The sequence below is a fragment of the Parapedobacter composti genome (assembly GCF_900112315.1).
GTDB lineage: Bacteria > Bacteroidota > Bacteroidia > Sphingobacteriales > Sphingobacteriaceae > Parapedobacter > Parapedobacter composti.
In genome coordinates this window covers 54,814-80,500 of record NZ_FOLL01000011.1, presented here as the reverse complement: position 1 = coordinate 80,500, position 25,687 = coordinate 54,814, and the positions used below count along the sequence as shown (strand labels likewise).

General features: G+C 51.1%; 25 protein-coding genes. 2 read left to right on the top strand and 23 right to left on the bottom strand.

All coding sequences use genetic code 11. From position 1 onward, the window contains the following. From rplV to BM030_RS20545, 17 genes are all read right to left on the bottom strand, one after another. Window positions 1-432, bottom strand: coding sequence for a 50S ribosomal protein L22 (rplV, locus tag BM030_RS12290; protein WP_090973899.1), 432 nt, complete (start codon window positions 430-432; stop codon window positions 1-3). A 6-nt stretch (window positions 433-438) separates the two neighbouring features. Further along, complete coding sequence (gene rpsS, locus BM030_RS12285; protein ID WP_002997495.1) at window positions 439-705, bottom strand: 30S ribosomal protein S19; 267 nt, start codon at window positions 703-705, stop codon at window positions 439-441. Beyond that, window positions 705-1,529, bottom strand: coding sequence for a 50S ribosomal protein L2 (gene rplB, locus BM030_RS12280; RefSeq protein WP_090973898.1), 825 nt, complete (start codon window positions 1,527-1,529; stop codon window positions 705-707). Before rplB ends, rpsS begins: the two co-directional genes overlap by 1 nt. A 6-nt stretch (window positions 1,530-1,535) precedes the next feature. Next, window positions 1,536-1,826: a 50S ribosomal protein L23 gene (gene rplW, locus BM030_RS12275; RefSeq protein WP_090973897.1), complete on the bottom strand. Its 291-nt coding sequence runs from the start codon at window positions 1,824-1,826 to the stop codon at window positions 1,536-1,538. Between the two features lies 1 nt (window position 1,827). Then, a complete protein-coding gene (gene rplD / locus BM030_RS12270) occupies window positions 1,828-2,457 on the bottom strand; it encodes a 50S ribosomal protein L4 (protein ID WP_090973896.1) in 630 nt (209 codons plus the stop codon). A gap of 4 nt (window positions 2,458-2,461) precedes the next feature. Then, window positions 2,462-3,079, bottom strand: a complete 618-nt coding sequence (gene rplC, locus BM030_RS12265) for a 50S ribosomal protein L3 (RefSeq protein WP_090973895.1) — start codon at window positions 3,077-3,079, stop codon at window positions 2,462-2,464. Between the two features lie 480 nt (window positions 3,080-3,559). Further along, window positions 3,560-4,594, bottom strand: coding sequence for a LacI family DNA-binding transcriptional regulator (locus tag BM030_RS12255; protein WP_090973893.1), 1,035 nt, complete (start codon window positions 4,592-4,594; stop codon window positions 3,560-3,562). Window positions 4,595-4,598: 4 nt separating this feature from the next. Beyond that, window positions 4,599-4,964: a CoA-binding protein gene (locus BM030_RS12250; RefSeq protein WP_090973892.1), complete on the bottom strand. Its 366-nt coding sequence runs from the start codon at window positions 4,962-4,964 to the stop codon at window positions 4,599-4,601. 2 nt (window positions 4,965-4,966) lie between these two features. Beyond that, window positions 4,967-6,151, bottom strand: coding sequence for a serine hydrolase domain-containing protein (locus BM030_RS12245; RefSeq protein ID WP_090973891.1), 1,185 nt, complete (start codon window positions 6,149-6,151; stop codon window positions 4,967-4,969). Between the two features lie 66 nt (window positions 6,152-6,217). Beyond that, complete coding sequence (locus BM030_RS12240) at window positions 6,218-6,658, bottom strand: DUF4488 domain-containing protein (RefSeq protein WP_090973890.1); 441 nt, start codon at window positions 6,656-6,658, stop codon at window positions 6,218-6,220. A gap of 113 nt (window positions 6,659-6,771) precedes the next feature. Then, window positions 6,772-8,982, bottom strand: a complete 2,211-nt coding sequence (locus tag BM030_RS12235; protein ID WP_090973889.1) for an ABC transporter permease — start codon at window positions 8,980-8,982, stop codon at window positions 6,772-6,774. An 11-nt stretch (window positions 8,983-8,993) separates the two neighbouring features. Continuing rightward, window positions 8,994-9,905 carry an ABC transporter ATP-binding protein gene (locus tag BM030_RS12230; RefSeq protein WP_090973888.1) on the bottom strand — a complete coding sequence of 304 codons (912 nt, stop codon included), beginning with the start codon at window positions 9,903-9,905 and terminating at the stop codon, window positions 8,994-8,996. Beyond that, the gene (locus BM030_RS12225; RefSeq protein ID WP_139215888.1) at window positions 9,889-10,629 is read right to left on the bottom strand and encodes a hypothetical protein; all 741 of its coding nucleotides are present in this window, start codon (window positions 10,627-10,629) and stop codon (window positions 9,889-9,891) included. The genes BM030_RS12230 and BM030_RS12225 overlap by 17 nt, the downstream gene beginning before the upstream one ends. Then, window positions 10,613-10,999, bottom strand: coding sequence for a GntR family transcriptional regulator (locus tag BM030_RS12220; RefSeq protein WP_090973886.1), 387 nt, complete (start codon window positions 10,997-10,999; stop codon window positions 10,613-10,615). Before BM030_RS12220 ends, BM030_RS12225 begins: the two co-directional genes overlap by 17 nt. 1 nt (window position 11,000) lies before the next feature. Continuing rightward, window positions 11,001-11,801 carry a hypothetical protein gene (locus BM030_RS12215; RefSeq protein ID WP_090973885.1) on the bottom strand — a complete coding sequence of 267 codons (801 nt, stop codon included), beginning with the start codon at window positions 11,799-11,801 and terminating at the stop codon, window positions 11,001-11,003. 5 nt (window positions 11,802-11,806) lie between these two features. Continuing rightward, the gene (locus BM030_RS12210) at window positions 11,807-12,640 is read right to left on the bottom strand and encodes an ABC transporter ATP-binding protein (protein WP_090973884.1); all 834 of its coding nucleotides are present in this window, start codon (window positions 12,638-12,640) and stop codon (window positions 11,807-11,809) included. 90 nt (window positions 12,641-12,730) lie between these two features. Then, window positions 12,731-13,837: a putative sensor domain DACNV-containing protein gene (locus BM030_RS20545; RefSeq protein ID WP_090973883.1), complete on the bottom strand. Its 1,107-nt coding sequence runs from the start codon at window positions 13,835-13,837 to the stop codon at window positions 12,731-12,733. Window positions 13,838-13,935: 98 nt separating this feature from the next. Between BM030_RS20545 and BM030_RS12200 the strand changes: the two genes are divergently transcribed. Next, window positions 13,936-14,295: a phage holin family protein gene (locus tag BM030_RS12200; RefSeq protein ID WP_090973882.1), complete on the top strand. Its 360-nt coding sequence runs from the start codon at window positions 13,936-13,938 to the stop codon at window positions 14,293-14,295. 20 nt (window positions 14,296-14,315) lie between these two features. Here BM030_RS12200 and BM030_RS12195 read toward each other — a convergent pair whose 3' ends face one another. After that, on the bottom strand, window positions 14,316-15,065 hold the full coding sequence (locus BM030_RS12195; RefSeq protein ID WP_090973881.1) for an SDR family NAD(P)-dependent oxidoreductase: 750 nt from the start codon (window positions 15,063-15,065) through the stop codon (window positions 14,316-14,318). Between the two features lie 198 nt (window positions 15,066-15,263). On the opposite strand from BM030_RS12195, the gene BM030_RS12190 reads away from it, so the two are divergent. Then, entirely contained in the window at window positions 15,264-16,490 is a 1,227-nt protein-coding gene (locus BM030_RS12190; RefSeq protein WP_244518905.1) for an MFS transporter, read from the top strand. Window positions 16,491-16,577: 87 nt separating this feature from the next. Here BM030_RS12190 and BM030_RS12185 read toward each other — a convergent pair whose 3' ends face one another. The 5 genes from BM030_RS12185 to BM030_RS12165 form a co-directional block, all read right to left on the bottom strand. Beyond that, the gene (locus tag BM030_RS12185; RefSeq protein WP_090973880.1) at window positions 16,578-18,410 is read right to left on the bottom strand and encodes a RagB/SusD family nutrient uptake outer membrane protein; all 1,833 of its coding nucleotides are present in this window, start codon (window positions 18,408-18,410) and stop codon (window positions 16,578-16,580) included. A gap of 1,206 nt (window positions 18,411-19,616) precedes the next feature. Beyond that, a complete protein-coding gene (locus BM030_RS20210; RefSeq protein WP_397235733.1) occupies window positions 19,617-20,270 on the bottom strand; it encodes a carboxypeptidase-like regulatory domain-containing protein in 654 nt (217 codons plus the stop codon). 443 nt (window positions 20,271-20,713) lie between these two features. After that, window positions 20,714-22,645 (bottom strand): glucosamine-6-phosphate deaminase, encoded by a 1,932-nt coding sequence (gene nagB / locus BM030_RS12175; protein WP_090973879.1) that lies wholly within the window; start codon window positions 22,643-22,645, stop codon window positions 20,714-20,716. Between the two features lie 137 nt (window positions 22,646-22,782). Next, a complete protein-coding gene (locus tag BM030_RS12170) occupies window positions 22,783-24,441 on the bottom strand; it encodes a beta-N-acetylhexosaminidase (RefSeq protein ID WP_090973878.1) in 1,659 nt (552 codons plus the stop codon). A 16-nt stretch (window positions 24,442-24,457) separates the two neighbouring features. Continuing rightward, window positions 24,458-25,663 carry a glycoside hydrolase family 88 protein gene (locus BM030_RS12165; protein WP_211657597.1) on the bottom strand — a complete coding sequence of 402 codons (1,206 nt, stop codon included), beginning with the start codon at window positions 25,661-25,663 and terminating at the stop codon, window positions 24,458-24,460. Between the last annotated feature and the right edge of the window lie 24 nt (window positions 25,664-25,687).

The window sequence follows — 25,687 nt, the reverse complement described above, 5'->3', positions numbered from 1 at the left end:
TTAGTTTTGTGCTATGTTTTTGCTGTCAACTACCAAGGTAACGTGGTTCGAACGTTTGCGAATACGGTACCCGCGGCCTTGCGGTGCCGGACGCAGTCTCTTCAGCTGGCGCCCGCCCCCTACGAAAGCTTCCTTGACAAACAATTCGCTTTCTTCCACAGACTTATCTTCATTCTTTGCTTCCCAGTTCTTAATCGCTGAGAGCAATAACTTCTCTACACGGATGGCTGCCTCCTTATTCGTATGCTTCAGGATGTACAGCGCGTGCTCAACCTTTTCGCCACGGATAAGATCCACCACCAGGCGCATTTTACGCGGCGAGGTAGGGCAGTTCAATAATTTGGCAGTAGAAGCTCCTCCTACCTGAGCCTTTTCCTGCTCTTTGCGCTGTTTGATGATAACAGACTTCTTCAGTTTTCGTGTTGCTTCCATTGCCTATTATTTTTTCTTTTCTGCGTGCCCCCTGAACGTGCGCGTGGGCGCAAATTCACCGAGCTTATGACCTACCATATTCTCTGTTACATACACCGGTATGAACTTATTACCATTATGCACTGCGAAAGTATGGCCAACGAAATCAGGAGAGATCATTGACCGGCGAGACCAAGTCTTAATCACTGATTTCTTGTTTGTTTCATTCATAGAAAGAACTTTTCTTTCTAAGTTGTGGTCGATATAAGGACCTTTTTTAATTGAGCGAGCCATTATTTCTTCCTTCTCTCAATGATGTAACGATTCGATGTTTTCTTCTTGCTACGTGTTTTGTAGCCTTTAGCCAATAGGCCTTTGCGCGAACGCGGGTGCCCACCGGACGCACGTCCTTCACCACCACCCATCGGGTGATCCACCGGGTTCATTGCCACACCACGTACTCTTGGGCGGCGACCCAGCCAACGTTTCCGGCCGGCTTTACCCAACACCTCATTGGCTTTCTCGGCATTAGATACCGAACCGATGGTGGCCAAGCAGGTAGCCAGAATCATGCGGCTCTCTCCGGATGGCAACTTGATGATGGCGTACTTACCGTCACGCGCAGACAACTGGGCATAGGTACCGGCGCTGCGCGCTATAGAACCGCCCTGGCCGGGGTTCAATTCAATATTGTGAATAATAGAACCCAACGGGATGTTCTGCAACGGCAGGGTGTTGCCAATCTCAGGGGCTACGTTATCGCCCGCAACGATTGTTTGTCCTACCTTAAGCCCTTCCGGCGCGATGATATAACGCTTCTCGCCGTCTACGTAATGCAGCAATGCGATACGCGCTGTGCGGTTCGGGTCATACTCTATCGTGGCAACTTTTGCGGGGATATCCTTTTTATCGCGTTTAAAATCTATCAATCGGTATGATTTCTTATGTCCCCCACCGATGTAACGCATAGTCATTTTACCGGAATTATTCCTACCGCCCGACTTCTTCAGCTTCACAACCAACGACTTCTCAGGTACGTTGGTGGTGATGTCCGAATAATCTCCTCCTACTCTGAACCGAGTGCCGGGGGTAACCGGTTTAAATCTTTTAACTGCCATCTCTAATTATATAGTACTGTAAAAGTCAATCGTTTCGCCATCCTTAATGGTGATGATGGCTTTTTTATACTTCGGGGTCCTTCCCGATACAAACCCTGCCTTGGTATAGCGGTTCTTTGCTTTCCCGGCTACAACCATCGTGTTTACGGCCACTACCGTGACACCGAACATCTGCTCTATGGCCTGCTTAATCTGTATCTTGTTTGCCTTCGGATCCACCTTAAAAGCATAGCGGTTCAACTTCTCAGTAAGCAGCGATGCTTTTTCGGTCAATACGGGTTTCTTGATGATTTCCATATTACTTGGCAAATGCCTCCTCCAATGTTTTTACAGAAGCTGCAGTCAACAAAAGTTTACCAGCGTTCAATACGTCATACGTATTTAATTGGTTGGCTGTAATCACTTTCGTCTTCTTCAGGTTCCTGCTTGATAAATACACGTTGTTATTTTGCTCAGCCAGCACCAGCAAGGTCTTTTCTTCAGCTACCTTCAGATTGTTAACCAAGTTGATGTAGTTTTTGGTCTTGATGGAATCAAAGTTGACATCATCCAACACCACTATATTGTTCTCCTTGGCTTTGTAGCTCAATGCAGACTTACGGGCCAGTGCTTTAAGCTTCTTATTCAGCTTGAAGCTATAGTCGCGCGGTTGCGGACCGAAAATACGGCCTCCGCCATTAAACAACGGCGATTTAATACTACCTGCGCGGGCGCCGCCTGTTCCCTTTTGCTTATGCAGCTTGCGGGTCGATCCGGCAATTTCGTTACGTTGCTTGGATTTATGTGTTCCTTGCCGTTGATTAGCGAGGTATTGTTTCACATCCAAATAAATCGCATGGTCATTGGGTTCTACCCCAAATACCGATTCAGGAAGTTGCACCTTGGCACCTGTTTCTTTACCTGATATATCTAAAACGTTAACTTCCATCTCCTTATTTATCTACGATTACGTAAGAACCTTTGGCTCCGGGAATTGAACCGCTCACCACCAGCAGGTTTTGCTCTTCATAAACCTTCAGCACCTGCAAGTTTTGGATCTTCACCCGTTCTCCCCCCGTGCGGCCCGCCATACGCATGCCTTTGAACACGCGCGAAGGCCATGACGAAGCACCCAATGAACCGGGAGCACGCAGACGGTTGTGCTGTCCGTGGGTAGCCCCACCAACACCGCCGAAGCCATGCCGTTTCATAACACCTTGAAAACCTTTACCTTTTGAAGTGCCGACTACATCAACGTACTCGCCTTCTTCAAAGATGGAAACGGTTACCACGTCGCCAAGGGTTTTTTCGTCGGGGAAGGTTTTAAATTCCACTAATTTACGCTTGGGCGTCGTCTTCGCTTTGGCGAAGTGCCCTTTCAAAGGGGCCGGCGTGTTCTTCTCTTTCGCTTCATCATAAGCGAGCTGAACCGCGGAATAGCCATCCTTTTCCTCCGTGCGTATCTGCGTTACCACGCACGGGCCAGCTTCGATCACCGTACACGGGATGTTCTTCCCGTTGGCGTCATAAATGCTGGTCATTCCTACTTTTTTACCAATAATTCCTGACATGTTTTTATTTATCTATAAACGTCCATCGAAGCAGTAGGGCTTCGCTCAAGACATACCATCCCCTCAAAAGGGACGGCAAAGATAGGAAACTTACTTTAAGTATCAAACAGTTAGTGAATTATTTTTTTATTTTGTCGGAGAGGGGTGATCGGTGGTGGGGGATCGGTGACCGGTGGTGGGGGATCGGTGGTGGGTGGTGGGGGATCGGTGACCGGTGGTGGGGGATCGGTGGTGGGTGCAGACTCCCGGTCTGTTGGGGACGGCGGTGGAGCTTGGTGCAGACTCGTCCGGATCTCGTCGGGCACTTGACCGGATTTCGTTGGGATTTCTCCCGGACAAGGGCCGTCTGAGTGCCGGACAAACCCCGAAGCAGTTCCGGTCTACCAGACAAGCAGGTCCCAAGCGGGCCCCGGGCGGTACGGAACCACCCTAAGCGGTTTCCTCCGCCCGGGCATAAAGAAAAGTAGGAAGCGCTATCCATTACGTCGTCATCCGCCGAACCAAATCTACCGGACATACCAGGGGTTCTCCAAGACGGGTTACCGCGCTGCCCTGCCGCTGCAGTGCACCAACTAACGTATCGGCCACCTTATCGGCCATTTCACTTGGATATTGCTCAACGGAAGTGATAGGTGGCGTGATGATGGAAGTCCGCGGATCATTGGAATAACCGATGATTTTCAGTTTATCGGGAATAGGGATCTGGCGCTCCCGGGCAAACTCAACAGCAGCAATCGCAGTGGTATCATTCGCAGCGAATAAGCCATCCGGTATATGCTTTCCTTTAAATAGCTTGCGCAAACTGTTCCATGCATTTTCAGCGGTCAGCTCTTGGTGGAAAACCCAATCCTCACGCAACGCGATGCCATGTTTGGCCAACGCATCAACGAAGCCGCGGGTCCGCTCTTGATAAATGCTGCATGATAATGGCCCGCTGATATAGGCCATCTGCCGGCACCCGGCCTGCATGAGGTGATTACCGGCCAGCAACCCGCCGCGGTAATCATCGCCTTTGATAACGTAAGCGCCTGTTTCAACGGTCGGCACGCGGTCATAGAATACCAGGGGAATGCCTTGCTGCAAAAATCCGTCGAAATGGGAAATATCTTCGGTATACAACGCGAGTGATACCACAAGGGCATCTACACGCGCCGAATAGAGTGAATTGGCCAGTTCCTTTTCGAGCTTTACCGAGTCATTCGATTGGCAAATCATCAGGTTATATCCCGCCGCTTGCAACTGCCGTTGTAAGGAGGTGATGAAATAGGCATGGAAATACATCGATATGCGGGGTACAATCAGTCCGATAATATTGGAACGCCGGTTACGGAGTGAAGATGCCATGCTGTTATGCCGATACCCCATCTCCTTGGCCATTTCTTTTACACGCATCCGCGTGGCTTCGCTGATGCGGGAATTGTCATTGAGCGCCCGCGATACAGTGGCCGGGGATATACCCAGCGCCCTGGCAATATCCACGATACTGTTTTCTGACTTTGGTTTTCTGGATGTCATTGCGTTAATACTGCCCCGTACTTAACAGCACCAGTGTACAAGCTTCCTGTGTAGCGATACCATGCTGTTTGGCCAGATCCCGTAACTCGGGATTTTCCGTGCCCGGATTGAAAATGATGCGCTGGGGTTTGGTAGCGATGATGTAATCATAGTATTCAGGTTGTCGCTGTGGCCCGATATATAAGGTAATGGTATGGATATCGTGCAACACGTCGCCGGCCGGTCGTATCGGCACACCAGCCACTTCTCCCGGTTTGATGCCGATGTTCACGATTTCATGCCCGGCCCCGGCCAGGCGCTGTGCAGCGAGGTAGGCATAGCGCCCCGGATTATCCGTGGCGCCCAGGATGAGGGTCTTTTTCTTTTCCATGTTCAGTCGCCCATAAATTCTCCCTGGGCAGAATAAGCTGCCTGCCGGATTACCGGCATCTCCAGGATTTTGTAGAGCTCATCCAGGTGCAGTAAGCTGCCGTTGGCCAAATTGGTGAGCAATACGATGGTAATATCTTCCTTCAGATCACGGATATACAAATTGCGAAAACCGTGCCACCATCCCGTATGGTAAACCACCTTGTGATTACCCGGATCGAACGTGCGCCATCCGAATCCATAGTTGAAAAGCTCCTTGGTTGGTTTACTATAGCCTGCATAAGCCGAATCCAACGTGGCAGGTTTGAGCAAACGGCCATCTCGCAGCGCACGGTCAAACAGATACAGGTCCTGCACGGTACTGTAAATCCCCTTGTCGCCCACCGGACCGTCTTGGAAGTTCTGCACGACCGACCGCCGCCATACCTTGTCGTGCCCGACAACATCGTTCGGGATTTTCTCATACACCGCTTTAGAATATACGGCGGTATGTTTCATGCCGGCTGGTCTAAACACTTTTTCGCGCATATATACCGCGAAATCCTGTCCCGTTACTTTCTCGATGATAGCCGCCAGCACCATATAATTGGTATTGTTATAAAAGAAGCGTGCATCCGGATTGCCATATTTACTGGGTTTGTGTTTGGCCAGGAGTTCCATAACGTCCATATTGGACATGCCTTTGGAACGGTCTGGCCATATCTCCCGCTGGTCGGTAAAGTACAGGTAATTGGTCAGCCCTGAACGGTGGGTAAGCAACTGTTTGACGGTTACCCCCGGATATGGGAAATCCGGAAAAAACTCATCGACGGTCTGTTCCAATTTGATTTTACCCGCTTCCCAAAGGATCAGCACTCCCGTGGCCGTAAGCGGTTTTGAAACGGACGCCAATTCGAACTGGGACGTGATTTTCAAACTGTCTCTCATGAGGTAATCGGCCCAGCCAAAGGTGTTCTGGTAGCGGATTTTCCCGTTTTTGGCAATCAGCACATTGCCATTGAAACCCGACCGGCTATGCAAACGCTGCATAAACGCGTCGAGGCGCGGGTCGGCATCCGCCGGGTCGTAAGCAAGTGCCAAGCTGTCTCTTTCGTGCTGTTTACGCTCGGCTTTGATTTTTCGTTTTTCGGATGAAGTACAGGCGGCACCGAGAAAAGCAACGGCAACTAAAACAAAGGTCAGTCTCACAAAATCTAAATTTTCCTTTCTTTAATTCAACGCAGGGGCAGCCCTAATATTACGTAACCATTTGCGTTATTGGGTAGGTTGGCCAGGAAATTGGCTGGTTACCTTCCGCCAGCGTTCGGTATAGGCAACGCCATCTACCACGCCTTCGATAACCATGATTTCCTGGTCCGTAAACCGGTACTGGATTTCAAATTCACGGCCTTCAAGGCGCTTATTCAGCGCGCGCTCAATGCGCTCGGCATAGCTATTGTCAGTCCGCACGCTAAATGTACCCTCCTGCACGTAACGCGACCCTAAACGGTTCCACTGCATGAAAAAATAACTCCCGTCGGCACCGAAAACCTTATAGTATCCGGCAGGTACTTCAACGACAGTGCCCTCGATGGTGGTGTTGGACATCTCCACCATTTCCCATATACCCACAAAGGGGCTGTTAAGGTTATCCTGGCCCAATGCATAGGCGATAGGCAACAGGGAAAACGAAAGGAAACAAATTAGGGTCTTCATGTTAATATGATATTTACATTAAGCATTAACTAACCGGTATACGTTGGCAAGATAAAAATTTTTCTTGATTTAATGCGCGCGGTTTAATGCGCGCGCGTGGAAATATGCGGTGGCTAATCCGGCAGTCCCAGCTCCTTACGGACAATCAATTCAAAAGCGTTTTCGGAAGGCATGGGCATCTCCGCTGCGATGAATCGGCCGGCCCTGTCAAGCAGCATAAAACGGGGGATGGTGGCAAGGTTATATTCCAACCCGAACTTTTCCATATCAGCAGCATACCATTGCAGCACCGACTTTGATTTCCCCTTGGCATCGATTTCCCACTTACTTTTGTCCCGATCAACACCTAACGCTATAAAATAAATAGCCTCGTCGCGGTATTTAAGTGCCAACCGTTCGAAATAAGGCGACTGCCGCTTACATGGCCCGCACCACGATGCCCATACATCAATGGCAACGAGCTTACCATGAAGGTCTGCCAATGCGACCCGATTACCAGACAAATCAGTGGCCTCAAAATGCATTGCCGGACGGCCTTTACCTACACGCTGCCATTGGTGGTATACAAACGCCGCTCTGCGACGGTAAACGCTGTCGTCAAAAAAAGCGGTGAAACGATCCATCAATGCCGTACGTTCAGCGCTGTCCGTAGCTTCTTTCAAACTCCGGGAGAGTTGCCAGTATAGCAGTTTATCCCTGAACCTGCCTGACGGAAGGCCGGTTATCCCCGCGAGCGCTTTTTCCGGCAGCGGGATATCCACGGTATCGGCAAGTATAAACTGATCGGTCACATATTCCCGATAAGATTCGTCACTGAGCAATGCTTCATCTGCCAATGAAACATGCCGCTGGATGTCTTCAATCGCTGATGGCGGCACCGTTGGCTGATCCGGAAAAACAGCCATCCGTTTCCGGACAAAACCCGTCCAGAGACTTAAGTAATTTACCGCAATTAGTTTCTCCGACCGCTTATTGAAATCGGCCTTTGGGGTGTAGTTATCTACCGTTTTAAACAAGCGGCTTTCCCGCTGCGTTTTCTTCCAATCCGCGTGGAGTTCCCGCGCAAAGTGCAGCGGATCGTCTAAAAACATGTTTTGTTCAAGGTAGTAACGGATTCTATTCCATGATGCTTTCACAGAACCGGCCTGATTATCAGCAAGCCTCGTGCCCCTGACAGCAAATTTGCTCGCATCGGCATTGGCAACTCCAGCAATGTATACGCTATCCCGTGTACCAAAATAGACGGAAGTTTGGTAAAAACGATCGAACGCCACCTGATAGTGGTCGGCCACCAGTTCGCCTTCCAGCACCTGATGGAACCGGTTACCCTGCATGGGAATTATCGCGAGCGTATCTTGCAATGTCGGGTTGATGAGATACACATGGCTTACCGGCAATCCGGCATCAAGTTCGCCTGCCAGCACTGTACGGGGGTGTTCATCTCCTTGTTTAGGCCTTAACAAGGCAAACAACCACACAGCGCCGAGGGCCAACACAACGCCGAGGGCCAAGGCTTTGGCCGGAGTAGCTAAAAATGCCCGGCGCCATGTTTTATGCTTGTACCACTGAAAGCCGAGGTATAACAAAATCAAGGCGGCCGCTACGCTTACATATTCAGTATAAACAAACCAGTAGCCCAGATCGCTGCCCGCCTTGAAATCGGTAATCCGGCTCACGATATGAAACGGATACCAATCAAACACATAACCGTACGGCTTAGCGAAAAGTCCGGTCAGCAATAGACCGAAACCGATGAGAATAGACCAGATAAAACTGGGTATCAACACCGCTATCATGTATTGGAGCGCAGCAAGGTACAGGCATGCTACAAACAGTCTGCTGCCCCATTGGAGTAGTTCTTTCCATGGAACATGCAGTTGCGCGTGACCGGGCACTTCGATAAAATTTGTTAATAACCATCCGAAAAACATCCCCCCGGCAACAAGGGACAAAATCGCAATAACGGCACTGATAAGCACAACCGAGAACTTTGCGAAGTACAATGCAAACTTACCAAGCGGCTGCGTGTCCATCAACTGCCATCCACCGTTCCGGTGATCCAATTGCGTGACCCGGCTTGATATAACGATAATCAACAGCGGAAAGAAAAAATTGGTGAATGGCAACGCAGCGTCCTGAATATACTTCAGATAGTAGGAGAACGCAAACGGCTCATTAAACTGCGTATTACGGACAATGCCAAAAACGCACAGCACGGCAGGGAATAATACCCCTATCGCGGCACTTAGCATGTAAATGCCCGTACCGCGCTTCTTGATGTGCTCCGCGCGAAGTGCGGTAAGGAAATCGTTAACCATAGCCATAACCACCGGTATTATTTGTTAGTATCGATTAATGACATAAACCAATCTTCCAAGCCGCCTTCCATGCGAAGTTCATAGATATCGGCGCCCGCGTCTACAAGCGATCGCACCATGCCTGGTACCGCTTCTTTCGTGGGGAGCATGAACCTGATTTGCCGGGCATGTAATACCATTAGGCCAGGATACAAGGGTTCCAATCGTTCGGCCCAGCGAACGGCATCACCTAAGGTTACTACGATATTGGCGGTAGCAAAACGAGCTGAAAGCTCATCCATCCGCCCCTCAAATTTCAATTGTCCGTTATGGATAATGCCTACATGGGTGCACATCTTTTCAATCTCAGGCAGCAAGTGGCTCGACACGAAAATGGTTACGCCGTTCTCCCGGTTAAGACGCATCAGCAACTGGCGGATCTCCTGAATTCCATTCGGATCCAATCCGTTTACGGGTTCATCCAGTAAAAGCAGCGCTGGCTCATCCAGTAAAGCCATCGCAATGGCCAACCGCTGTTTCATGCCCAGCGAATATTGCTTAACCTTTCGCTTCCCGTCATTAGCCAGCCCGACCAGTTCCAACATGGCGGGAATCCGCTTTGGAGAAACACCTCGTAACCGGGCGATGTAACGGAGATTGTCAATACCGCTAAGGTGCAGGTATAATGCAGGTTGTTCCACCAACGAACCGATCTTTGAAAACACACCCGGCATTTGCTGCCGCAGGGGTTCGCCAAATAAGCGGATGGCGTTGCCCTGCTCGGGGATGATGCCCGTGAGCAGCCGCATGGTGGTCGATTTGCCGGCACCATTGGGCCCCAAGAAGCCGTAAATAGCCCCTTCCGGTATGTGCAGGGAAACATTATCGAGCACCTTTTTGTGTCTGCCATACCCGAAGCTCAACGCGGTGGTTTCAATGATATTGACCATTTTTAATAACTAAATCTGTACCTTTCATTACCAATTCGCCGTCAAGATCAACGTCGGTATACAGTGTACCTAACTGCGGACCGCGCACTTCGGCCTTGCCTTGCTTACCGACCTTAAGCCGCGCATCTCCAAAGCTGTTGCCGTGGATAACAAGTATTCCCGATTCGGCGGCATGCGCGTCAAGCGAGTCTATCTTCATACCACTCAGCGTAAGTTTAGCACCGTTGGAAGCATAAACCGCCAACTGTGGCCCGTGGTAACCTTTTACGTCTACCTCGCTTTTGCTGTAGTGGTTGCGGGTTAATACGTGTGCATCCGGAGGGAGATCCAGGCTATCCAAAGGTGTGCCGTGTATCGCTACTCGCTGCAGCACCGGACTGCTGATGAATATCTCCGGGCGTCGCGTGATCACACTACTATACCCCTTTGGGTGAGCGATAGTGATTTTCAAGCGGGTTCCCTCCCTTTCCATACGGATAAAGTCATGATCGGTATAGCGTACCTCGGTTCGTTCATGGTATGATAGCGTAGCCTGTAAGTTCAGCCCGCGCGGCGCAGTGCCCCGTATTTCCACTTCAGTAAGGGTATCCACCGGAAACGTTTCAAGAACGATAGGCTTATTGGTCATGTCCTCGAACTTTGCCTTAATGGCTATCGCATATGCAATGGCCGCTGCCATCAGCACCAAGCCCGTTATCAATAATAGCTTATTGCTTGTCTTCATCTTTATGGTATGTTGAAAGGTATGCTTCATACCTGCTTTTAATTTCTTCCAGTGAGATTCCCAATAGGTACATATTCTTAAAAAATTCAGGTAAATCCTGGGTTAAGAAACGCTCTCTTTGTTGCTTGTTGATGTGTTCAACCGCCTTTTCGGCCACAAAAAATCCGATGCCCCGCTTGTTGAAGATGATGCCCGACTGCTGCAGGTGTTCATACGTACGCATCACCGTGTTCGGATTCACCTGGAAATCAGCTGCCAGCTCCCTGACCGAAGGTATTTTCTCATTGACCGCCCACCGGCCAAGCACAATCTGCTCGCTGATGTGAGCCGCTATTTGCAGGTAAATCGCTTCGTTGCTCTTAAAATCCATCTTAAACCTCTTTTTCCCTCAATTTAACATAGGCGGATATCCACAGCAGGACCGCTACCAGCAGGTAAAAGGCCAACATCCAGCAATGAGATATGCCTAATGAAACGGTATACGAAACATCGCCTACTTGCACATAGGACGAAAGGAAGGGCAACTGCGAACCCTGAACCTTGCCTTCGGCGAGCAGGGCAGCAACTAATGCGCTGTTGAAATACCCATAGCTTAGGCCGATTATCAACAAGGCGAAGGCCGATTTCAATGTTGCGTAGCTCCGGAATACGGCAGCACCCAGCAGCGCAGCGGCGTGAACAAAGAAATAAGCGGTCACGGCCACATAGCGGAATACATGACCATTACTGCCGATGACGAGGCGGTCGTACGTCCACATGGATTCAATCGCATACCCCCGGCTCTGGTAGTAGGACATCACCAAATAATGGACGGCAAAAAAAACACCTTGGGCACAGATGAAATAAAATACACATGACAGGAGCCAGGCCAACAGGTATTTTTCTAACGTAGAAGCCGGCAACAACAGGTTAAACGCCGCTTGCCGCGGACGGTGATAAGGCCGGAATACCGAACTCGTGAACACAAACAATCCGCCGAATACCGCCAAAAAATAGACGGCATACTGATGCCCCGCCGGTACCGTCGAACGATGACTTGGGATTACCACGACAAACAATAGTGCGATGACACCGCCAAACACCAATGCGCCGATGCCATAAATCTTCAAATATTGGCTGAAATGCCGTTTTGCCAGAAGGCCGAATCGCCGGAAATTAAACAGGTTGTCCATCCAGTTTACTGCTTTAAGTAATCGGCCAACCGCGCATGGTTTGCCGTCACCGCGTTAAATAATAATTCCAAATCAGGCTGGCTTTGAATACCGGCGAGGTTGGGCATGATGGCCCGTATACCGTTGAACGTTTCTTCATAGTAAAGCGCATCGCCCAGGGCCACCGCCGAGACCGTTCCGAATGATACCTTGGTAGCCAGCGCTTCTAACCGGGCGTGCAGGGCGATCTGGCGCTCGTGCAGCACCAGCACGGTATCAATGAGGTTTTCTAAATCTTTCACTTGATGGGTGGATATAACCATGCACCGGTTTTGATCAAATGCAGCGGCAATCACCTTCCTGAACTGGATTTTTGAGGGGATGTCCAACCCGTTAGTTGGTTCATCCATAACCACCAGGGGAGTGCAGCATGCAAGTGCAAACGAAATCATGAACTTTTTTTGCTGTCCAAGCGAAAGCTTGCTTAGTACACGGCGCCGAGGCACCTCAAACGCATCCAGGCACTGTTCAAACTGCTGGTCATCAAAATCGGGATAAAAAGGACGGGTAACGTTTACAAAGGCCGTAGCCGAAGCGTTGGGGATATCAGGTTCCTCCGGCAAAAAAAATACGCTGCGCAAAAAAGCAGGTTCCCGTTTTGCGGCATCAAAACCGCCAACGGTACACCGGCCCGCCGATGGAAACGCAAGCCCCATCATGTTTTTCAGCAGCGTGGTTTTCCCAGCCCCGTTTTTGCCCAGCAATCCATAAATATTCCCCGGGTACAATTCCAGATTTAAACCTTCAAAAAGCGCAGGCTGCTTTCGGTAATTGAACGACAGGTTTGTAAGACTCACCATGTATTACTGTATTAGTTAAATAGTACAGTACGAAAGTAACAGGTTTAGTCCATACCTCCAAATTTTTTCTGAATTTTTCTCCGCATCCGACTACATCAGCAATACATCTATGCGGTGGGCGTGTACCATCCGGTGCCTATCCGACCAACTGAAAACCGTAAATGTGCCGTCCTGCGAGGCCACCATGGCCAATGAATCGCGTTGGTCGTGCACAAACTGCGCCGCGGCGAGGTGCCGGGTACCCCCGATTTTGGTAGCATCAAGCAGTTCCAGCGTATTTCCTTCGATCGGCTCGGTTACCATCAGTTGCTCCACAGGCTGGGCATGGGGCGACCGGGCCACTTTGGCACCGAAAGCCAGCAGACGGTGATCTTGGGTAATTACCGTGGCCCCATCGATGGCGGAATAGCCCCCCACGGCATCAACCATCTTCCGCAGGGAACCGGCAGGTGTAGCGTTTGCCTCCGAAGCATCGCCGGGAACAGTGGCTTCCTGCGGCACCATAAAATAGTTGACGGGCTTCACGATGGAATGCAGCCAGGCGGTGCTGGCTTGGGGAACAATGAGTAACAAGGCGCCCCGTCCGTGCTTACGCATGGCCAGCGCAAATTGAACCAGGAGGTTATCCGAACGCTTTTCTCTGGGCAGGCCGAGCAACGACGACAGTATGCCCGGGCTATCGGCCAAGCCCCAATGATTATCGTCAATGACCTTGATTTGGTTTCCATTGAGCACCGCCACGTTGATAAACTTGCCCGTTGAATAACCGTGCCGTTGCTTTACAATCAATAAACCCGCTTCTACCACTTCTACTACCATGCTCTGGGGTGGCACATCGTGCGTCGTCCCCCAGATATAGTAATCGTCGCCCTCCAGCCAGATTCCCAGGTGAATACCGGGCTGCACCACTGCCGGCGATAACTTCACCAGGTGATGGGGTGTCAGCCGTTGCTTCGTATGGAACACCAGGTTATCGCCGGTAAATTCGGGAGCGGCAAACACTAAAGAGATCTTGGGCTCGTAGCCCTCTTCCTTACGCAGGCTTGCCCAGAATGCCGCGTCGAGCAAGGCTTCAACGGTAACGGTGTCGGGTATATAGGCCTGCGGTATAGGCGACTGGTTCGTTGCAGCACCGAAGTGGGCGGCGATACGGTGCGACACCAGCCTAGCAGCTAAATACGTGGGTTCTGAAATCATTTTTTACCTTCCGGCCAAACATTTCGGCCGCAATTGTTATTATTGGATGAAAACATCTATTGAACTATCTTAGCAAAGATAAACCAACAAACAGCAATATGCGATTCATTATCGAAGTATTATTATCAGGCCTTGCGATTTTCCTCGCGGCACTTATCCTACCGGATTCAGCAGCAAGTGTAGATGGATTCGGTTGGGCCATTTTGGCGGGATTAATCATCGCGTTCGTCAATGCCACCATCGGCACGGTATTGCGGTTTTTCACGTTTCCGCTTAACATCCTGACATTGGGCCTCATCTCATTTATCATTACTGTACTGATGGTACAGCTGACCAGCTATCTTATGGGCAGCCGGTTTGACGTGGCCAATTTCTGGTGGGCGGCTGTATTCGCCATAGTCGTAGCTGTCATCCAGATGCTGCTAGACGGTATTTTCGGAGCCAAACCACGGGATTAGTACGTTTTATAGACGGGCTTTTACTGCGCCAGGTATCCACCGTCAACGGCATAATATGCACCGTTTACAAACGATGCCTTCTCGGAACTCAGCCAGAGCACCAACTCGGCCACCTCTGACGCTTCCCCCAGCCGGCCTATGGGATGCTTGGCAACCAGCCAGTCGATGGTATCACTGTCCATATCTTTCAGCAACAGCGTGTTGATGAAAGCCGGGCCAACCGCATTGGCACGGATGCCGCCTCCGGCATATTCCAGCGCGATATTCTTGGTGAGGCCGACAACGCCATGTTTGGCTGCCACGTATGCCGCTGAGTTGGCAAACCCAACCTGCCCCAGAATGGAAGCCATATTGACGATGACACCGCCTCCCGCCTGCAACAGCGCGGGTATCTGGTAACGGCAACCGTAAAAGACACCCGACAGGTTGATGGCAATGACTTTGTCCCACCCTTCAATGGTATATTCTCCGGTGGGAGCTGATGGCCCGCCGATCCCTGCGTTGTTGCAGGCGATATGAAGCCCGCCGTACTGCTCAACGGTCAGCTCTACCAGCTGTTCATTATCTTCTGCCTTGGAAGTATCAGCAGCAATGAAAAACGCTTCGCCTCCTGCATCTTTAATCATTTTCACGGTTTCTTCGCCTCCACCCACGCTGATGTCCGAAACCACGACCTTCGCCCCTTCGCGTGCATAAGCCTGTGCCACCGCGCGGCCGATGCCCGAAGCAGCTCCGGTTACGATGGCTACCTTGTCTTTTAATGTTCCCATAATCGAAATGCTTTGGTGATACAACAAAGTTAACCGGATTTTTGTTGATGAAAAATGACGGGGATCACGTGTTCACTGGATCCGTTCTTCCGGCGAAAGGCTGTGACGGATAACGTTTACGTAATCCTGACAATCCGGCTGCATGAAATGGCCAAAGATTTGCCGTACCTTTGCGGCAGTTTTTAGTAGCGTTTGAAGTTGAAAGAGTTAGCAGTGGCACCCCCTTCCATTCCGGTGCCCAAGCAGGAGGCGCCGGAACTTACCGGCCAGGAAAACCCGATTGTTTCGCGGACGAGAATACGGATAGCCGTTTCTTTATTTTATTTTGGTCAGGGACTGGCGTTTGCCTCATGGGCAAGTCGTATACCGGATATCAAGGCTGCCTTGCACCTATCGGATGCACAACTGGGCACCTTGCTCTTTGCTTTGCCGGTGGGGCAGTTAGTTACGATGCCTTTGTCGGGCAGGCTGGTTACCAAATACGGCAGTGAACGCGTGTTGCGCGTGGCGGCACCGCTTTATGCGCTGGTGCTCACCTGCATCGGGCTGGCCGGCAGTGCGTGGCAGCTTGGCGCGGCACTCCTGGCGTTCGGCGTAGTGGGCAACATGTGCAACATCGCCGTGAATACACAGGGGGTGGCTGCTGAAAAAATGTATGGCCGTTCCATCATGACTTCTTTCCACGGCGCGTGGAGCATCGCGGGTTTTACCGGTGCCCTCATCGGCCTCCTGATGATTAATCTCCATGTCGGGCCGTATGCACATTTCTGGATTATCACCGTTTTGGTTGCCGCCAATACCTGGCTCAACCATCGGCATTTAGTTCAAGGGGTGGTCACCCAGCCTAAAAAGACAGGACTATTCATAAAGCCGGACAGCACCTTGTTTCAGTTGGGCGTGATTGGCTTTTGCAGCATGGCAGCCGAAGGTGCTATGTTCGACTGGAGCGGCGTATATTTCAAGGATATTGTACAGGCTCCGCAATCGCTGGTGGTGGTGGGCTATGCTTCGTTCATGGTGATGATGGCTTTGGGCCGGTTCATAGGCGACTGGGCCATACGGCGCATCGGCCGGAAAACGTTACTGCAAATCAGCGGCTGTTTCATCTTCATGGGCATGGGCATTTCCGTGCTATTTCCCAACATCGGGGCGGCCACGGCCGGGTTTATGCTGGTCGGGCTCGGCGTCGCCTGTATTGTTCCGTCCGTATACAGCGCGGCTGGGCGGAACGACAAAATACCTCCCGGAGTAGCCTTGGCCATGGTGTCCAGCGTGGCTTACCTGGGTTTTCTGATGGGACCGCCGCTCATTGGCTACATTGCCGAATTGGCCAGTTTACGGTATTCTTACGCGGTCATCGCGTTAGCCGGCCTGCTTATTACCACCATGGTATCAAGGACGAAAGTTATCCGCAACGGGGATTAACATAACGGGTGCCCGAACGTGTTCGGGCACCCGTTATGAGCCAACCGCTACGGGGACTTAGCGGCCGTACCTCCGACCTAAGAGTGTTTACTGTTCTTCTATAACATAATCCAATGGGGGCACGTTATTTTCGTAACCGGTATACCCCTTGTTCTGGTTGATTACGCCCTGTGGGTTACCATTAATTGCGCTTATGGGAATCGGCCATAGCACGTGGTACTGCGCCATCCGGTATTCGGTTCCAAAGTTCGTGCGAACACCTTTGTTATAGAAATCACTTCTATCCATGACCCGATCATAGAAATAATTATCATCGGAAAAATTAGCGAGGCTGTACGACTTGCCATACTCCGAGGTGATGCCGGTTTGCGCGTAGATATAAGCTACGCGTGTGAGTTCCGTTTTGCGGGGCTCCTCATAATACAGCTCACGCGCGCGCTCATCGAGCACCGTGCCGATGGTAATGTCTCCTGCATCGACGGGACTGGCGTTCGCGCGAATCCTTACCGCATTAATATCGGCCGCGGCACTGGCTAAGTCGCCCTTCCAAACATGAGCTTCGGCCCGCAGCAGATACGTTTCCGCCAAACGGAATACATACCAATCTGTGTTGCCTCCATCCGGCTGTACACGTTGGGGGTCTTCAATAAAAACTTTGTAATGCGGCCAGTCAAACCATTGCCGGATGGTATCGTTCGAAAGCACCGTGCCCGATTCGTTCCGGAAGCGAAGCGGCTGACCATAGTTGGGGTCATCGCCCTTCAAGGCCGGATCGTTATAAACCAAGTCTTCCATGGTCATCCAATTGCCCGGCGCATGGCGCAAGTCGGTATCGTCGGTCCACAGACCATGCTGGCTGAACCACGTGGGGCGTATACGACCTATGCCGCGTCCATACCGCAACACCAGCGGTATCTCCACATTGGGCTGATCAGACATCCCGCGGTTACCCGCCGGTGTAATAATGCCCGCGTTGCTCCAGAAAGGCACAGCATTACGCATCAGCCGGATACCACCGTCATGATTCCCTTCAATATTGATCCGGTCAATTACCAGTAATAGTGCTTCGCGGTTTCCGGCCAAGGCCTTGTTTTCCGGCCGGTGCAGGTCCCAAATGATGTTACGGCTGGCATCGTTTTGGTAGGCCCCGAAACGCTCGGTCATCAACCCATATTTGCCGCCGCCAATCACGTTGTTTGCCGATTGGATAGCTTCGTCAAACAGGCCCAATGCAAGATTGACTTTAGTCAACAAGTGGCTCACGGCACCTTTGGTTACCTGTCCCCTATTCACATCATCCGGCACCCATTCTTCAGCAAACTCTAAATCTTCCTTGAGCCGCTGTAAAATCACCTCGCGTTTGGTGCTGTAAAAATCCAGCTTGGGCTCCGTAGGCATGAAAAAGACCGCCGGAACGTCTCCGAATTGGTGAACCAACCGGTAATAACGCAGCGCACGATGGAAATAAGCTGAACCGAGCAAATGATTTTTCTCGGCCTCAGACGCGTAATCCTGAGGCACATCGATGTACCGGATGGCCGTGTTGGCATAACGGATAGCCCGGTAGCCTTCACGCCAGTACCAACCAATTCGGTTGTAATCTACATTATCCAATTGCGCGTCCGGCGTGATGGCCAGCATCAAATCCTGGGCCGGCCCCGGCTTGTCGGTAGTCCCTTCCACTGCGATGTCCGAGTAGATCATTTCAGTAACCAGTGGCGCTCCATCGCCCATGAACTCGTGCCGCATATTCCGCTCACAAGCGACCAGCGTTGCCCAAAGTGCATCAGCAGATTGAAACGTTTCTTCAGGTGTATAAATAGACAAAGGGTTAGGTTCCAAAAATTCCCGTTTGCAGCCCGCAGCTGATACCGAGAGCAATAGGGAAAGGTAAATGCTTCGCTTTATTATTGTTTTCATGGTCTTCTTTTTAGTTTTCCATCAGTATATGGTTACAGCGTCAAATCCAATCCGAAGTTGAAGAACCGGGGGGTAGGCCCTGGATTCTGCTCCAATTGGGGGTCGGGATCCCATTCCGGATCCCAGAATATCCAATCAGGTGCCCACATGGCCGCATTGCGGACATTAGCAAAGAGCCGCAGTCCATTGACGCGATATCTGCTCAGGAATGTGCTGGGCACGTTGTAGGCCAGCGAAATGTTATCGATACGGATAAACGAACGTTTTCGGTAAACGTTGAACCCCGTGGCACTGCCTTCGTTCGAGTTGATCCGGGCCCACTCGTTCGACGGGTTATCCGGCGTCCAGTAAGGGAACACATAGCTATTTTGCCGATCGGGGAATCCGTTTCGGCTCTTCAGCCAGTTGAAAGGAGCTTGGTGCCCCCAGAGTGAATACATGGAGATAGAAGCGCTGAAGTGCTGCAAAAACTGAAAATCATTCCGTAGAGACCACCGGAACCGCGGTTCAGTAAATCCAAGGAATTGCCGGTCCGCGTTACTGAACTGCCCGTCATCGTTTACATCTTCCAGCTTATAGTCGCCCGGCCGCAGTCCATACCGCGCCGCTTGTTCTTCTTCTCCCAGTTGGTACACGCCCAGTGCCCGCCAATCCCAAATCGCGTCAATGGCCCTTCCGATAAACCAGCGGTTCTGTACATCATCCAGCTCGCGCCCATCAGCCCCGTAATTCCGGTAGATATGCTGGATGGCATTACGGTTAAGCTGGAAGAGGGCCGTACTGCGCCACGAAAAGTTTTCGCGATTGATATTAAGTGAGTTCAGCGTCACTTCAAAACCCCGGTTACGCACTTCGCCCAGGTTGTCCATCACGTTATCGAAGCCCATCACGTTGGGAAGACTGCGCAGTACCAAAAGGTCTGTTGAAACCATCTGGTATAGCTCCAGACTGCCGTCCAACCGGCTATTGAACAAGGCGAAGTCGAGTCCCAGGTTGTAAGATGTATTTCGCTCCCATCGGAAGTTAGGGTTTTGCATACGGTTTACCCACAGTTGGTTTACCTGAATCACGGTACCATCAGGCTGTACATACAAGTACTTTCCCGTAGTGAGGTCCGACATGGCGACGTACATGTCCCGGCCCGGTCCCACATCCCGGTTTCCGTTGCTGCCCCACGAAACCCGCAGCTTGCCGTAGTTTAACCAGTCACTGCTGAAAAACGGCTCCTCGCTGAACGTCCAGGCAAGGGCCACGGAGCCGAAGTTCGCACGTGGATAACGTTGCCCGAATGCCGAATAACCGTCGCGGCGGAACGTACCGGTGAACGTATACCGGTAACGGACTGGTGCCAGCATTCAGTGATGTCCGGCCACGGATTTGCAAGCTGCCTCCGCCTTTGGCCCGCGCGTTGAAGCCGACATTCAGCCCCGCGATGTTACCGCGGAGGGCGTCTGTAAGCTGTGTGGGCGCCTCATTCTGGATGGTGGCGGCACTGAGCGACGATACCGCCCCCGTAACATCACGTTTGCGCATCGTCCCATACCCCACAACAACCACTTCTTCCAGATCAGACACTTCCGCTGTGAGCGCAACGTCTACCGTCTGCCGGTTCTGCACCGCTACCTCCATCGGTGAATAGCCTACCGACGAAAAAACAAGCGTTGCGCCGGGGCTGACATCCTGTAAAGTATACACCCCGTTTTCATCGGTACTCGTACCGTTATTGGTACCCTTTACCTGTACGCTTACATCCGGCAATCCAGTATCATGGCCCGCTTCGGTAACCCGTCCCCGCACGGTAATACCTTGCTGAGCAAAAGACCAAGCCGGTAACACCAGCAACAATGTTAACGCACGCAACAACATATGCTTAGCTTTACTTAAGCCAATGCATTGTCGACAATTCATCATCATAATTTATCCTCCTTTGTTGTTTATAGGCAATGCTAAAACATGAATACTGCGTCAGGCGGAAGTATATTACCCTGCAATAAACATCGATGCTTAATAAGCTATCTAATTGGCTATATTATTTTAGCTACTTCAAAAACAGTTTAACGCAGGTTTTTGCTGTACGACCTGGAAGGAATGCCGGATTATCGCATAACAGATAGTATAAAAACCATGTTTTTGACACTGTTCAATCGATAGACTGTTTTTGCTGAACAGCGTTTGCATGACGTGTTTTTCACGCTCATTTTGAGCGGCAGCTCGTGACGGTTCGTCAGAAAAACAAAAAAGCCGCGCGAAGATGTTCCGCGCGGCCGTATAAGCTATTTCTCGTTTCGGTGGAAGGTTACCCTTTATTCTTCATCTTCAAACTTCCAGCGCACAAATGCCTCGATCGCTTCATATTCTGCCATCCCCAACTGATCATAAAGCATGGCTGTTTCGCGGGTACGCTCCTCAGCACGCACCCAGAATTCCCGAGCATCGTCGCCCGGGAATACCGGTACATCCTTCTGCGACTGATGCTTAAAGATGGCATGCCGTTTACGGAGCACTTCCTGCGGAGAAAGCGGTACCGCCATTTCGATCTCATGGATTTCAAACTCGTGCCATGCCCCCCGGTACAACCATACCCAGCAATCTTTGGTCCAGGCCTCTGTTTTCCTTAGCCGCAGCATGGCCTGATGGATGATATCAAAACACACCTTGTGAGTACCGTGCGGATCAGCAAAATCACCCGCCGCAAAAATCTGGTGGGGTTTTATCCGCTGGAGCAAAGCCATTGTTTCCCGGATATCGTCTTCATAATCCAACTGCTTGCTGTACTTACCCCGATCGTAGAATGGCAGGTTCAGGAAATGAATGTTCTCATCCGGAAGCCCGGCAAACCGGGCGCCAGCGATGGCTTCCCCTTTACGGATAAGCCCCTTCACGGTAAGCAGTTCAGGCGTATCTATCTGATTGGGTTTCTTGCCCGCGATAAACTGGCGCGCATCTTTGTAAAGCATTTCCAGCTTTTCCGTGGCAATGCCTTGCGATTTAGCAAAGTCTGTGGCAAATTCAATGAAGCGCAGTGCATCGTCGTCCCAAACTGCCGTGTTGCCTGAGGTTTGATATGCCACGTGCACATCATGGCCTTGGTCGGCCAGGCGGATGAATGTGCCGCCCATGGATATCACATCGTCATCTGGGTGCGGCGAAAAGATGATGGAGCGCTTCCTGGCAGGCTCCCGGCGCTCGGGGCGTTGGCTGTCATCCGCGTTGGGCTTGCCCCCCGGCCACCCCGTAATGGTATGTTGCAACTGGTTGAAGATATCGATATTGATATGGTATACCGGACCTTTTTCGGTCGCGAGTTGAGCCATACCGTGATTATTATAGTCGTCTTCGGTCAGCTTAAGCACAGGTTTTCCCAGTGTTTGGGAAAGCCATACTACCGCTTTCTTAATGGTTTTCCGATCCCACACACAATCTTTTACCAGCCAAGGCGTGTCAAAACGGGTCAAGAGGGAGGCCGCGTCTTTATCTAAAACAAATTCAACGTGGTCTGACAATTGGAGGTATGTAGCCGGTACTTCGGAAGACAACTCACCTTCTACCGCTTTCTTAACAATTTCGGCTTTCTTCTGGGTCCAGGCCATCAGGACGATTTCCCGCGCCTTGAAAATGGTGCCGATACCCATGGTAATCGCCTTGGTGGGCACATTCTCCTTGCCTCCAAAATCACGGGAAGCGTCACGCCGGGTCAAATCGTCCAGCGTTACCAGCCGTGTCCCTGAATTGGGAGCCGAGCCCGGTTCGTTAAAACCAATATGGCCTGTACGGCCGATACCTAAAATCTGTAAATCAAGTCCGCCCAAGGCCGTGATTTTCTGCTCGTATGCCAAGCAGTAATCGTGGATATCTTCCATAGCCAGCGTTCCGTCCGGTATATGGATATTTGCCCGCTCAATATCCACATGGTCAAACAGATGCCTGTTCATGAACGTTACGTAGCTCTGCTCAGAATCGGGCTGCATGGGATAGTACTCATCCAGGTTAAAGGTAACCACATTTTTAAAACTGAGGCCTTCTTCCCGGTGCATGCGCACCAATTCTGCATATACTTTTACAGGGGTTGCACCTGTAGCAAGGCCAAGGATGGCTTGCTCACCTTTTGCTTGCTTGCCGCGGATTAAGTCGGCAATACGTTTAGCCACGGCCAAAGACGCCGTGACAGAATCGGAGTAAACACTCACGGGTACTTTCTCGAAGCGTGTTTCTTCCAGTAAATTTAATCTTGCCATTGAGGAATTACGTATAAGGTGAGATGCAAAAATACAACAGTTAATCGAAAAAATTAACAAAAGAACCACCCACTTCTGTAATTTTTTTTCAAAACACACACACAATCGTATGCGCCTTCCCTATACGCCTCCCTTTTTCATTGACCCGAGGTTTCGAGCCGGGTCTGCGCTTCGGTATCAGGCATCATCTTTATCCGCTGTATGCCGTTTTGGTATTCGGGATATTGCTGTGGTTGGAACGGGTTGAAATAATAGAGCCCTGCCTTAGCATACCGCGGCAAGTGCCTGCGCAAACGCAAAGAAAAATCAGCGTAATCTTTCCTCCCCTCGGAAGTCCACGCCGACTCGGCCAGCGCTGCTATCCGGGGGAAAACCATGTATTCCAACTGCTGGGGCGAAGACAGCTGTTCTGTCCACAGGTTTGCCTGTACGCCCAGCACTTGACGTTCCGCTCCCGGTTGCTGAAAAAGCGCTTCGGCCGGATAACCGTATACCTGCTCGATAGGCACGTACCGCCCCTGCCATTTGCGCCCGATACGATGCGTGCTGTCCTGCACGAAATCGAAATAATACGGAATCCGGGGGCAAATGACCACCCGGTAACCCGCAGCTATAGCTTTCTGGTACTGTTCAGGTTTGTCGTGCCGCCACCAGAACACCACGGTTTGCTGCGGCGGCAAGCCCGCATCCACAATCTCGTCCCAACCAAGCAAGTCGTTTCCCAACCGGGCTACAGAATCAGCCATTCTTCGAATAAAGTAATGCTCTACAGCCCTGAGATTTTCCAGTCCATGGGCAGCCGCCAATGCTTGTACCGCGGTGTCTACCCGCCAATGGGCGTTACCGAAATGCACCTCATCGCCACCAATATGAATCTTCCGCGAGGGGAACAGTACATTGACTTCCCGGAGAATATCGGTCAAGTAACGGTAAGTCTCTTCAAGCCCCGGGTTAAAGGTGAAATCCGGAAAGCGTTCAGATCCTCCTCCGCTGTATCGCGGATATGCCCTGTTGGCCGCCGTAGCGTGGCCGGGCATGTCTATCTCCGGAATGACTTGGATATGCCTTTCCGTTGCATAACGGATAATCTCCCTGATTTCGTCCTGCGTGTAATATTGAGCTGGCGCTAAGGGGTTGGTATGGTTGCCGATGCCGCCGACCAACGTAAGCCTGGGATACCGTTTAATCTCGATGCGCCACCCGTCCACGTCTGTCAGGTGCCAATGGAACACATTCAGCTTATAATAGGCCATCCAATCCAGCAACGCCTTCACCTGCCGCTTCCCGAAAAAATGCCGCGATTCATCCAGCATGACGCCCCGCCACCCAAACCGGGGCGCATCGCGGATGGCCCAGCAAGGCAGCAATAACGTATCCCCATCCCGTTCGGCACGTTCTATAAGCTGTAATAGGCTAACGCCAGCATAGAACAGCCCTTGCTCATCCGGAGCTTCCAACAGGATGCCGCGGCCATCCATCGCTATCCGGTAACTATCGTCCCCTAATGCTTCGGGTGCAACCAAGCGGAACCGGATGATCCGTTCCCCCATCCCTTCGGCCGGCGAGGTAGCCAGCTCCAGCCCGGCACGATCCATCACCGCCTGCTGAAAGTAGTAAATGGCACCCTGCGTATCCGCGCCATTTTCCGGTTGGATCAGCGTTTCCCGATCCAACACAAACGTAGCGGCACCTTTTTCCGCCTGCCGTGGCCGGGGAATAATGGGGCAGTCTTCCGCCTGAGCCGGCCAGATCTGCAACCCTATAATAGCTAACAACGCGTACTTTATCCTATTCATATAACAAAACCGGTTATCACTTTAAAATCCCATCGCGATACAATAACGCTTCCAGGTAATAGTAGTCGGCATAAACCAAGGGTGCATCTACTTCATCGCCATGCGGGATAGACCCCACACTATGCGCTAATAAAAATCCATAGTTGGTTCCCAATTCAGCGCGGTAGTTAGCGGATGACATGGCATTGAGCATGGCCATCGCTGCATCCCCATACCGTCCGGAAGCGGACTCACCCACACGGTTCGCTAATTTAAATAACGCCGATGCGATAATCGCTGCCGAAGAAACATCGCGGTATGTCTCGGGTATGTCGGGACTGTCGAAATCCCAGTACGGGATTTTATCTGCGGGCAGACGCGGATGATCGATAATAAAATCAGCAACCCGTTCGGCTTGTTCAAGATATCTGGCTAATCCTGTTTTCTCATAACACATGATAAACCCGTAAAGTGCCCATGCCTGTCCTCTTGCCCATGCCGAATGGTCAGAATAGCCCTGAGCGGTTTGCTTTGCCCGCACGCTGCCATCTATGGAGTTATAATCCACCACGTGATAGCAGCTGTTATCGGGCCTGAACTGATTTTCCAGCGTAACGTCAGCATGCGAAACGGCCATCCGATAAAAAGACGAATCGCCACTTAAGGCAGTTGCATTGAATAGCAGTTCCAGGTTCATCATATTATCGATGATAACTGGAAATTCCCATCCGCGTTGAGCCTGCCATCCCTTATCGACATTCCAGGACTGGATAGCACCAACGTTCGGATTGAAACGCCTGCCAAGCGATTTTGCGGCCTGCACAATCACCGCCGCATAGCTGCTATCATTAGTAAACCGATATCCGTTGCCATAGCTCGAATTAATCATGAACCCTACGTCGTGGTGGCCCGAAAAATCTTTTACCGGATCCAGCAGCAACGTAAATCGCTGCGCCTGCTGCTTCCAGAACGGATCATTGGAATAAGCATAGAGGTACCACAGGGTCCCGGGGAAAAATCCACTGGTCCAGCCGTAAATACCGGTGAGCTTCAGTTCGCCATCGGGCGTTACGGATTTCGGCAATTTGCCCGGTTCTCTCGTTTCGAGAGAATCAAGCAAATGCCGGGTTTGGCGGATAGCAAAATCGTACTCACTTGAAGTTTCCTGCCGTTCACCCACGCCACACCCTGAAAGGAACAGGATGATAACGAAAAACATCTTATAGTTATTGAGATTGGTCATTTTTATGCGTAAAGTTAGAAAATA

What these genes read in the sequence shown, in the direction of transcription:
- rplV (WP_090973899.1), bottom strand. Translation starts at nt 432, where the DNA reads ATGGAAGCAACACGAAAACTGAAGAAGTCTGTTATCATCAAACAGCGC.
- rpsS (WP_002997495.1), bottom strand. Translation starts at nt 705, where the DNA reads ATGGCTCGCTCAATTAAAAAAGGTCCTTATATCGACCACAACTTAGAA.
- rplB (WP_090973898.1), bottom strand. Translation starts at nt 1,529, where the DNA reads ATGGCAGTTAAAAGATTTAAACCGGTTACCCCCGGCACTCGGTTCAGA.
- rplW (WP_090973897.1), bottom strand. Translation starts at nt 1,826, where the DNA reads ATGGAAATCATCAAGAAACCCGTATTGACCGAAAAAGCATCGCTGCTT.
- rplD (WP_090973896.1), bottom strand. Translation starts at nt 2,457, where the DNA reads ATGGAAGTTAACGTTTTAGATATATCAGGTAAAGAAACAGGTGCCAAG.
- rplC (WP_090973895.1), bottom strand. Translation starts at nt 3,079, where the DNA reads ATGTCAGGAATTATTGGTAAAAAAGTAGGAATGACCAGCATTTATGAC.
- BM030_RS12255 (WP_090973893.1), bottom strand. Translation starts at nt 4,594, where the DNA reads ATGACATCCAGAAAACCAAAGTCAGAAAACAGTATCGTGGATATTGCC.
- BM030_RS12250 (WP_090973892.1), bottom strand. Translation starts at nt 4,964, where the DNA reads ATGGAAAAGAAAAAGACCCTCATCCTGGGCGCCACGGATAATCCGGGG.
- BM030_RS12240 (WP_090973890.1), bottom strand. Translation starts at nt 6,658, where the DNA reads ATGAAGACCCTAATTTGTTTCCTTTCGTTTTCCCTGTTGCCTATCGCC.
- BM030_RS12235 (WP_090973889.1), bottom strand. Translation starts at nt 8,982, where the DNA reads ATGGCTATGGTTAACGATTTCCTTACCGCACTTCGCGCGGAGCACATC.
- BM030_RS12230 (WP_090973888.1), bottom strand. Translation starts at nt 9,905, where the DNA reads ATGGTCAATATCATTGAAACCACCGCGTTGAGCTTCGGGTATGGCAGA.
- BM030_RS12225 (WP_139215888.1), bottom strand. Translation starts at nt 10,629, where the DNA reads ATGAAGACAAGCAATAAGCTATTATTGATAACGGGCTTGGTGCTGATG.
- BM030_RS12220 (WP_090973886.1), bottom strand. Translation starts at nt 10,999, where the DNA reads ATGGATTTTAAGAGCAACGAAGCGATTTACCTGCAAATAGCGGCTCAC.
- BM030_RS12215 (WP_090973885.1), bottom strand. Translation starts at nt 11,801, where the DNA reads ATGGACAACCTGTTTAATTTCCGGCGATTCGGCCTTCTGGCAAAACGG.
- BM030_RS12210 (WP_090973884.1), bottom strand. Translation starts at nt 12,640, where the DNA reads ATGGTGAGTCTTACAAACCTGTCGTTCAATTACCGAAAGCAGCCTGCG.
- BM030_RS20545 (WP_090973883.1), bottom strand. Translation starts at nt 13,837, where the DNA reads ATGATTTCAGAACCCACGTATTTAGCTGCTAGGCTGGTGTCGCACCGT.
- BM030_RS12200 (WP_090973882.1), top strand. Translation starts at nt 13,936, where the DNA reads ATGCGATTCATTATCGAAGTATTATTATCAGGCCTTGCGATTTTCCTC.
- BM030_RS12195 (WP_090973881.1), bottom strand. Translation starts at nt 15,065, where the DNA reads ATGGGAACATTAAAAGACAAGGTAGCCATCGTAACCGGAGCTGCTTCG.
- BM030_RS12185 (WP_090973880.1), bottom strand. Translation starts at nt 18,410, where the DNA reads ATGAAAACAATAATAAAGCGAAGCATTTACCTTTCCCTATTGCTCTCG.
- nagB (WP_090973879.1), bottom strand. Translation starts at nt 22,645, where the DNA reads ATGGCAAGATTAAATTTACTGGAAGAAACACGCTTCGAGAAAGTACCC.
- BM030_RS12170 (WP_090973878.1), bottom strand. Translation starts at nt 24,441, where the DNA reads ATGAATAGGATAAAGTACGCGTTGTTAGCTATTATAGGGTTGCAGATC.
- BM030_RS12165 (WP_211657597.1), bottom strand. Translation starts at nt 25,663, where the DNA reads ATGACCAATCTCAATAACTATAAGATGTTTTTCGTTATCATCCTGTTC.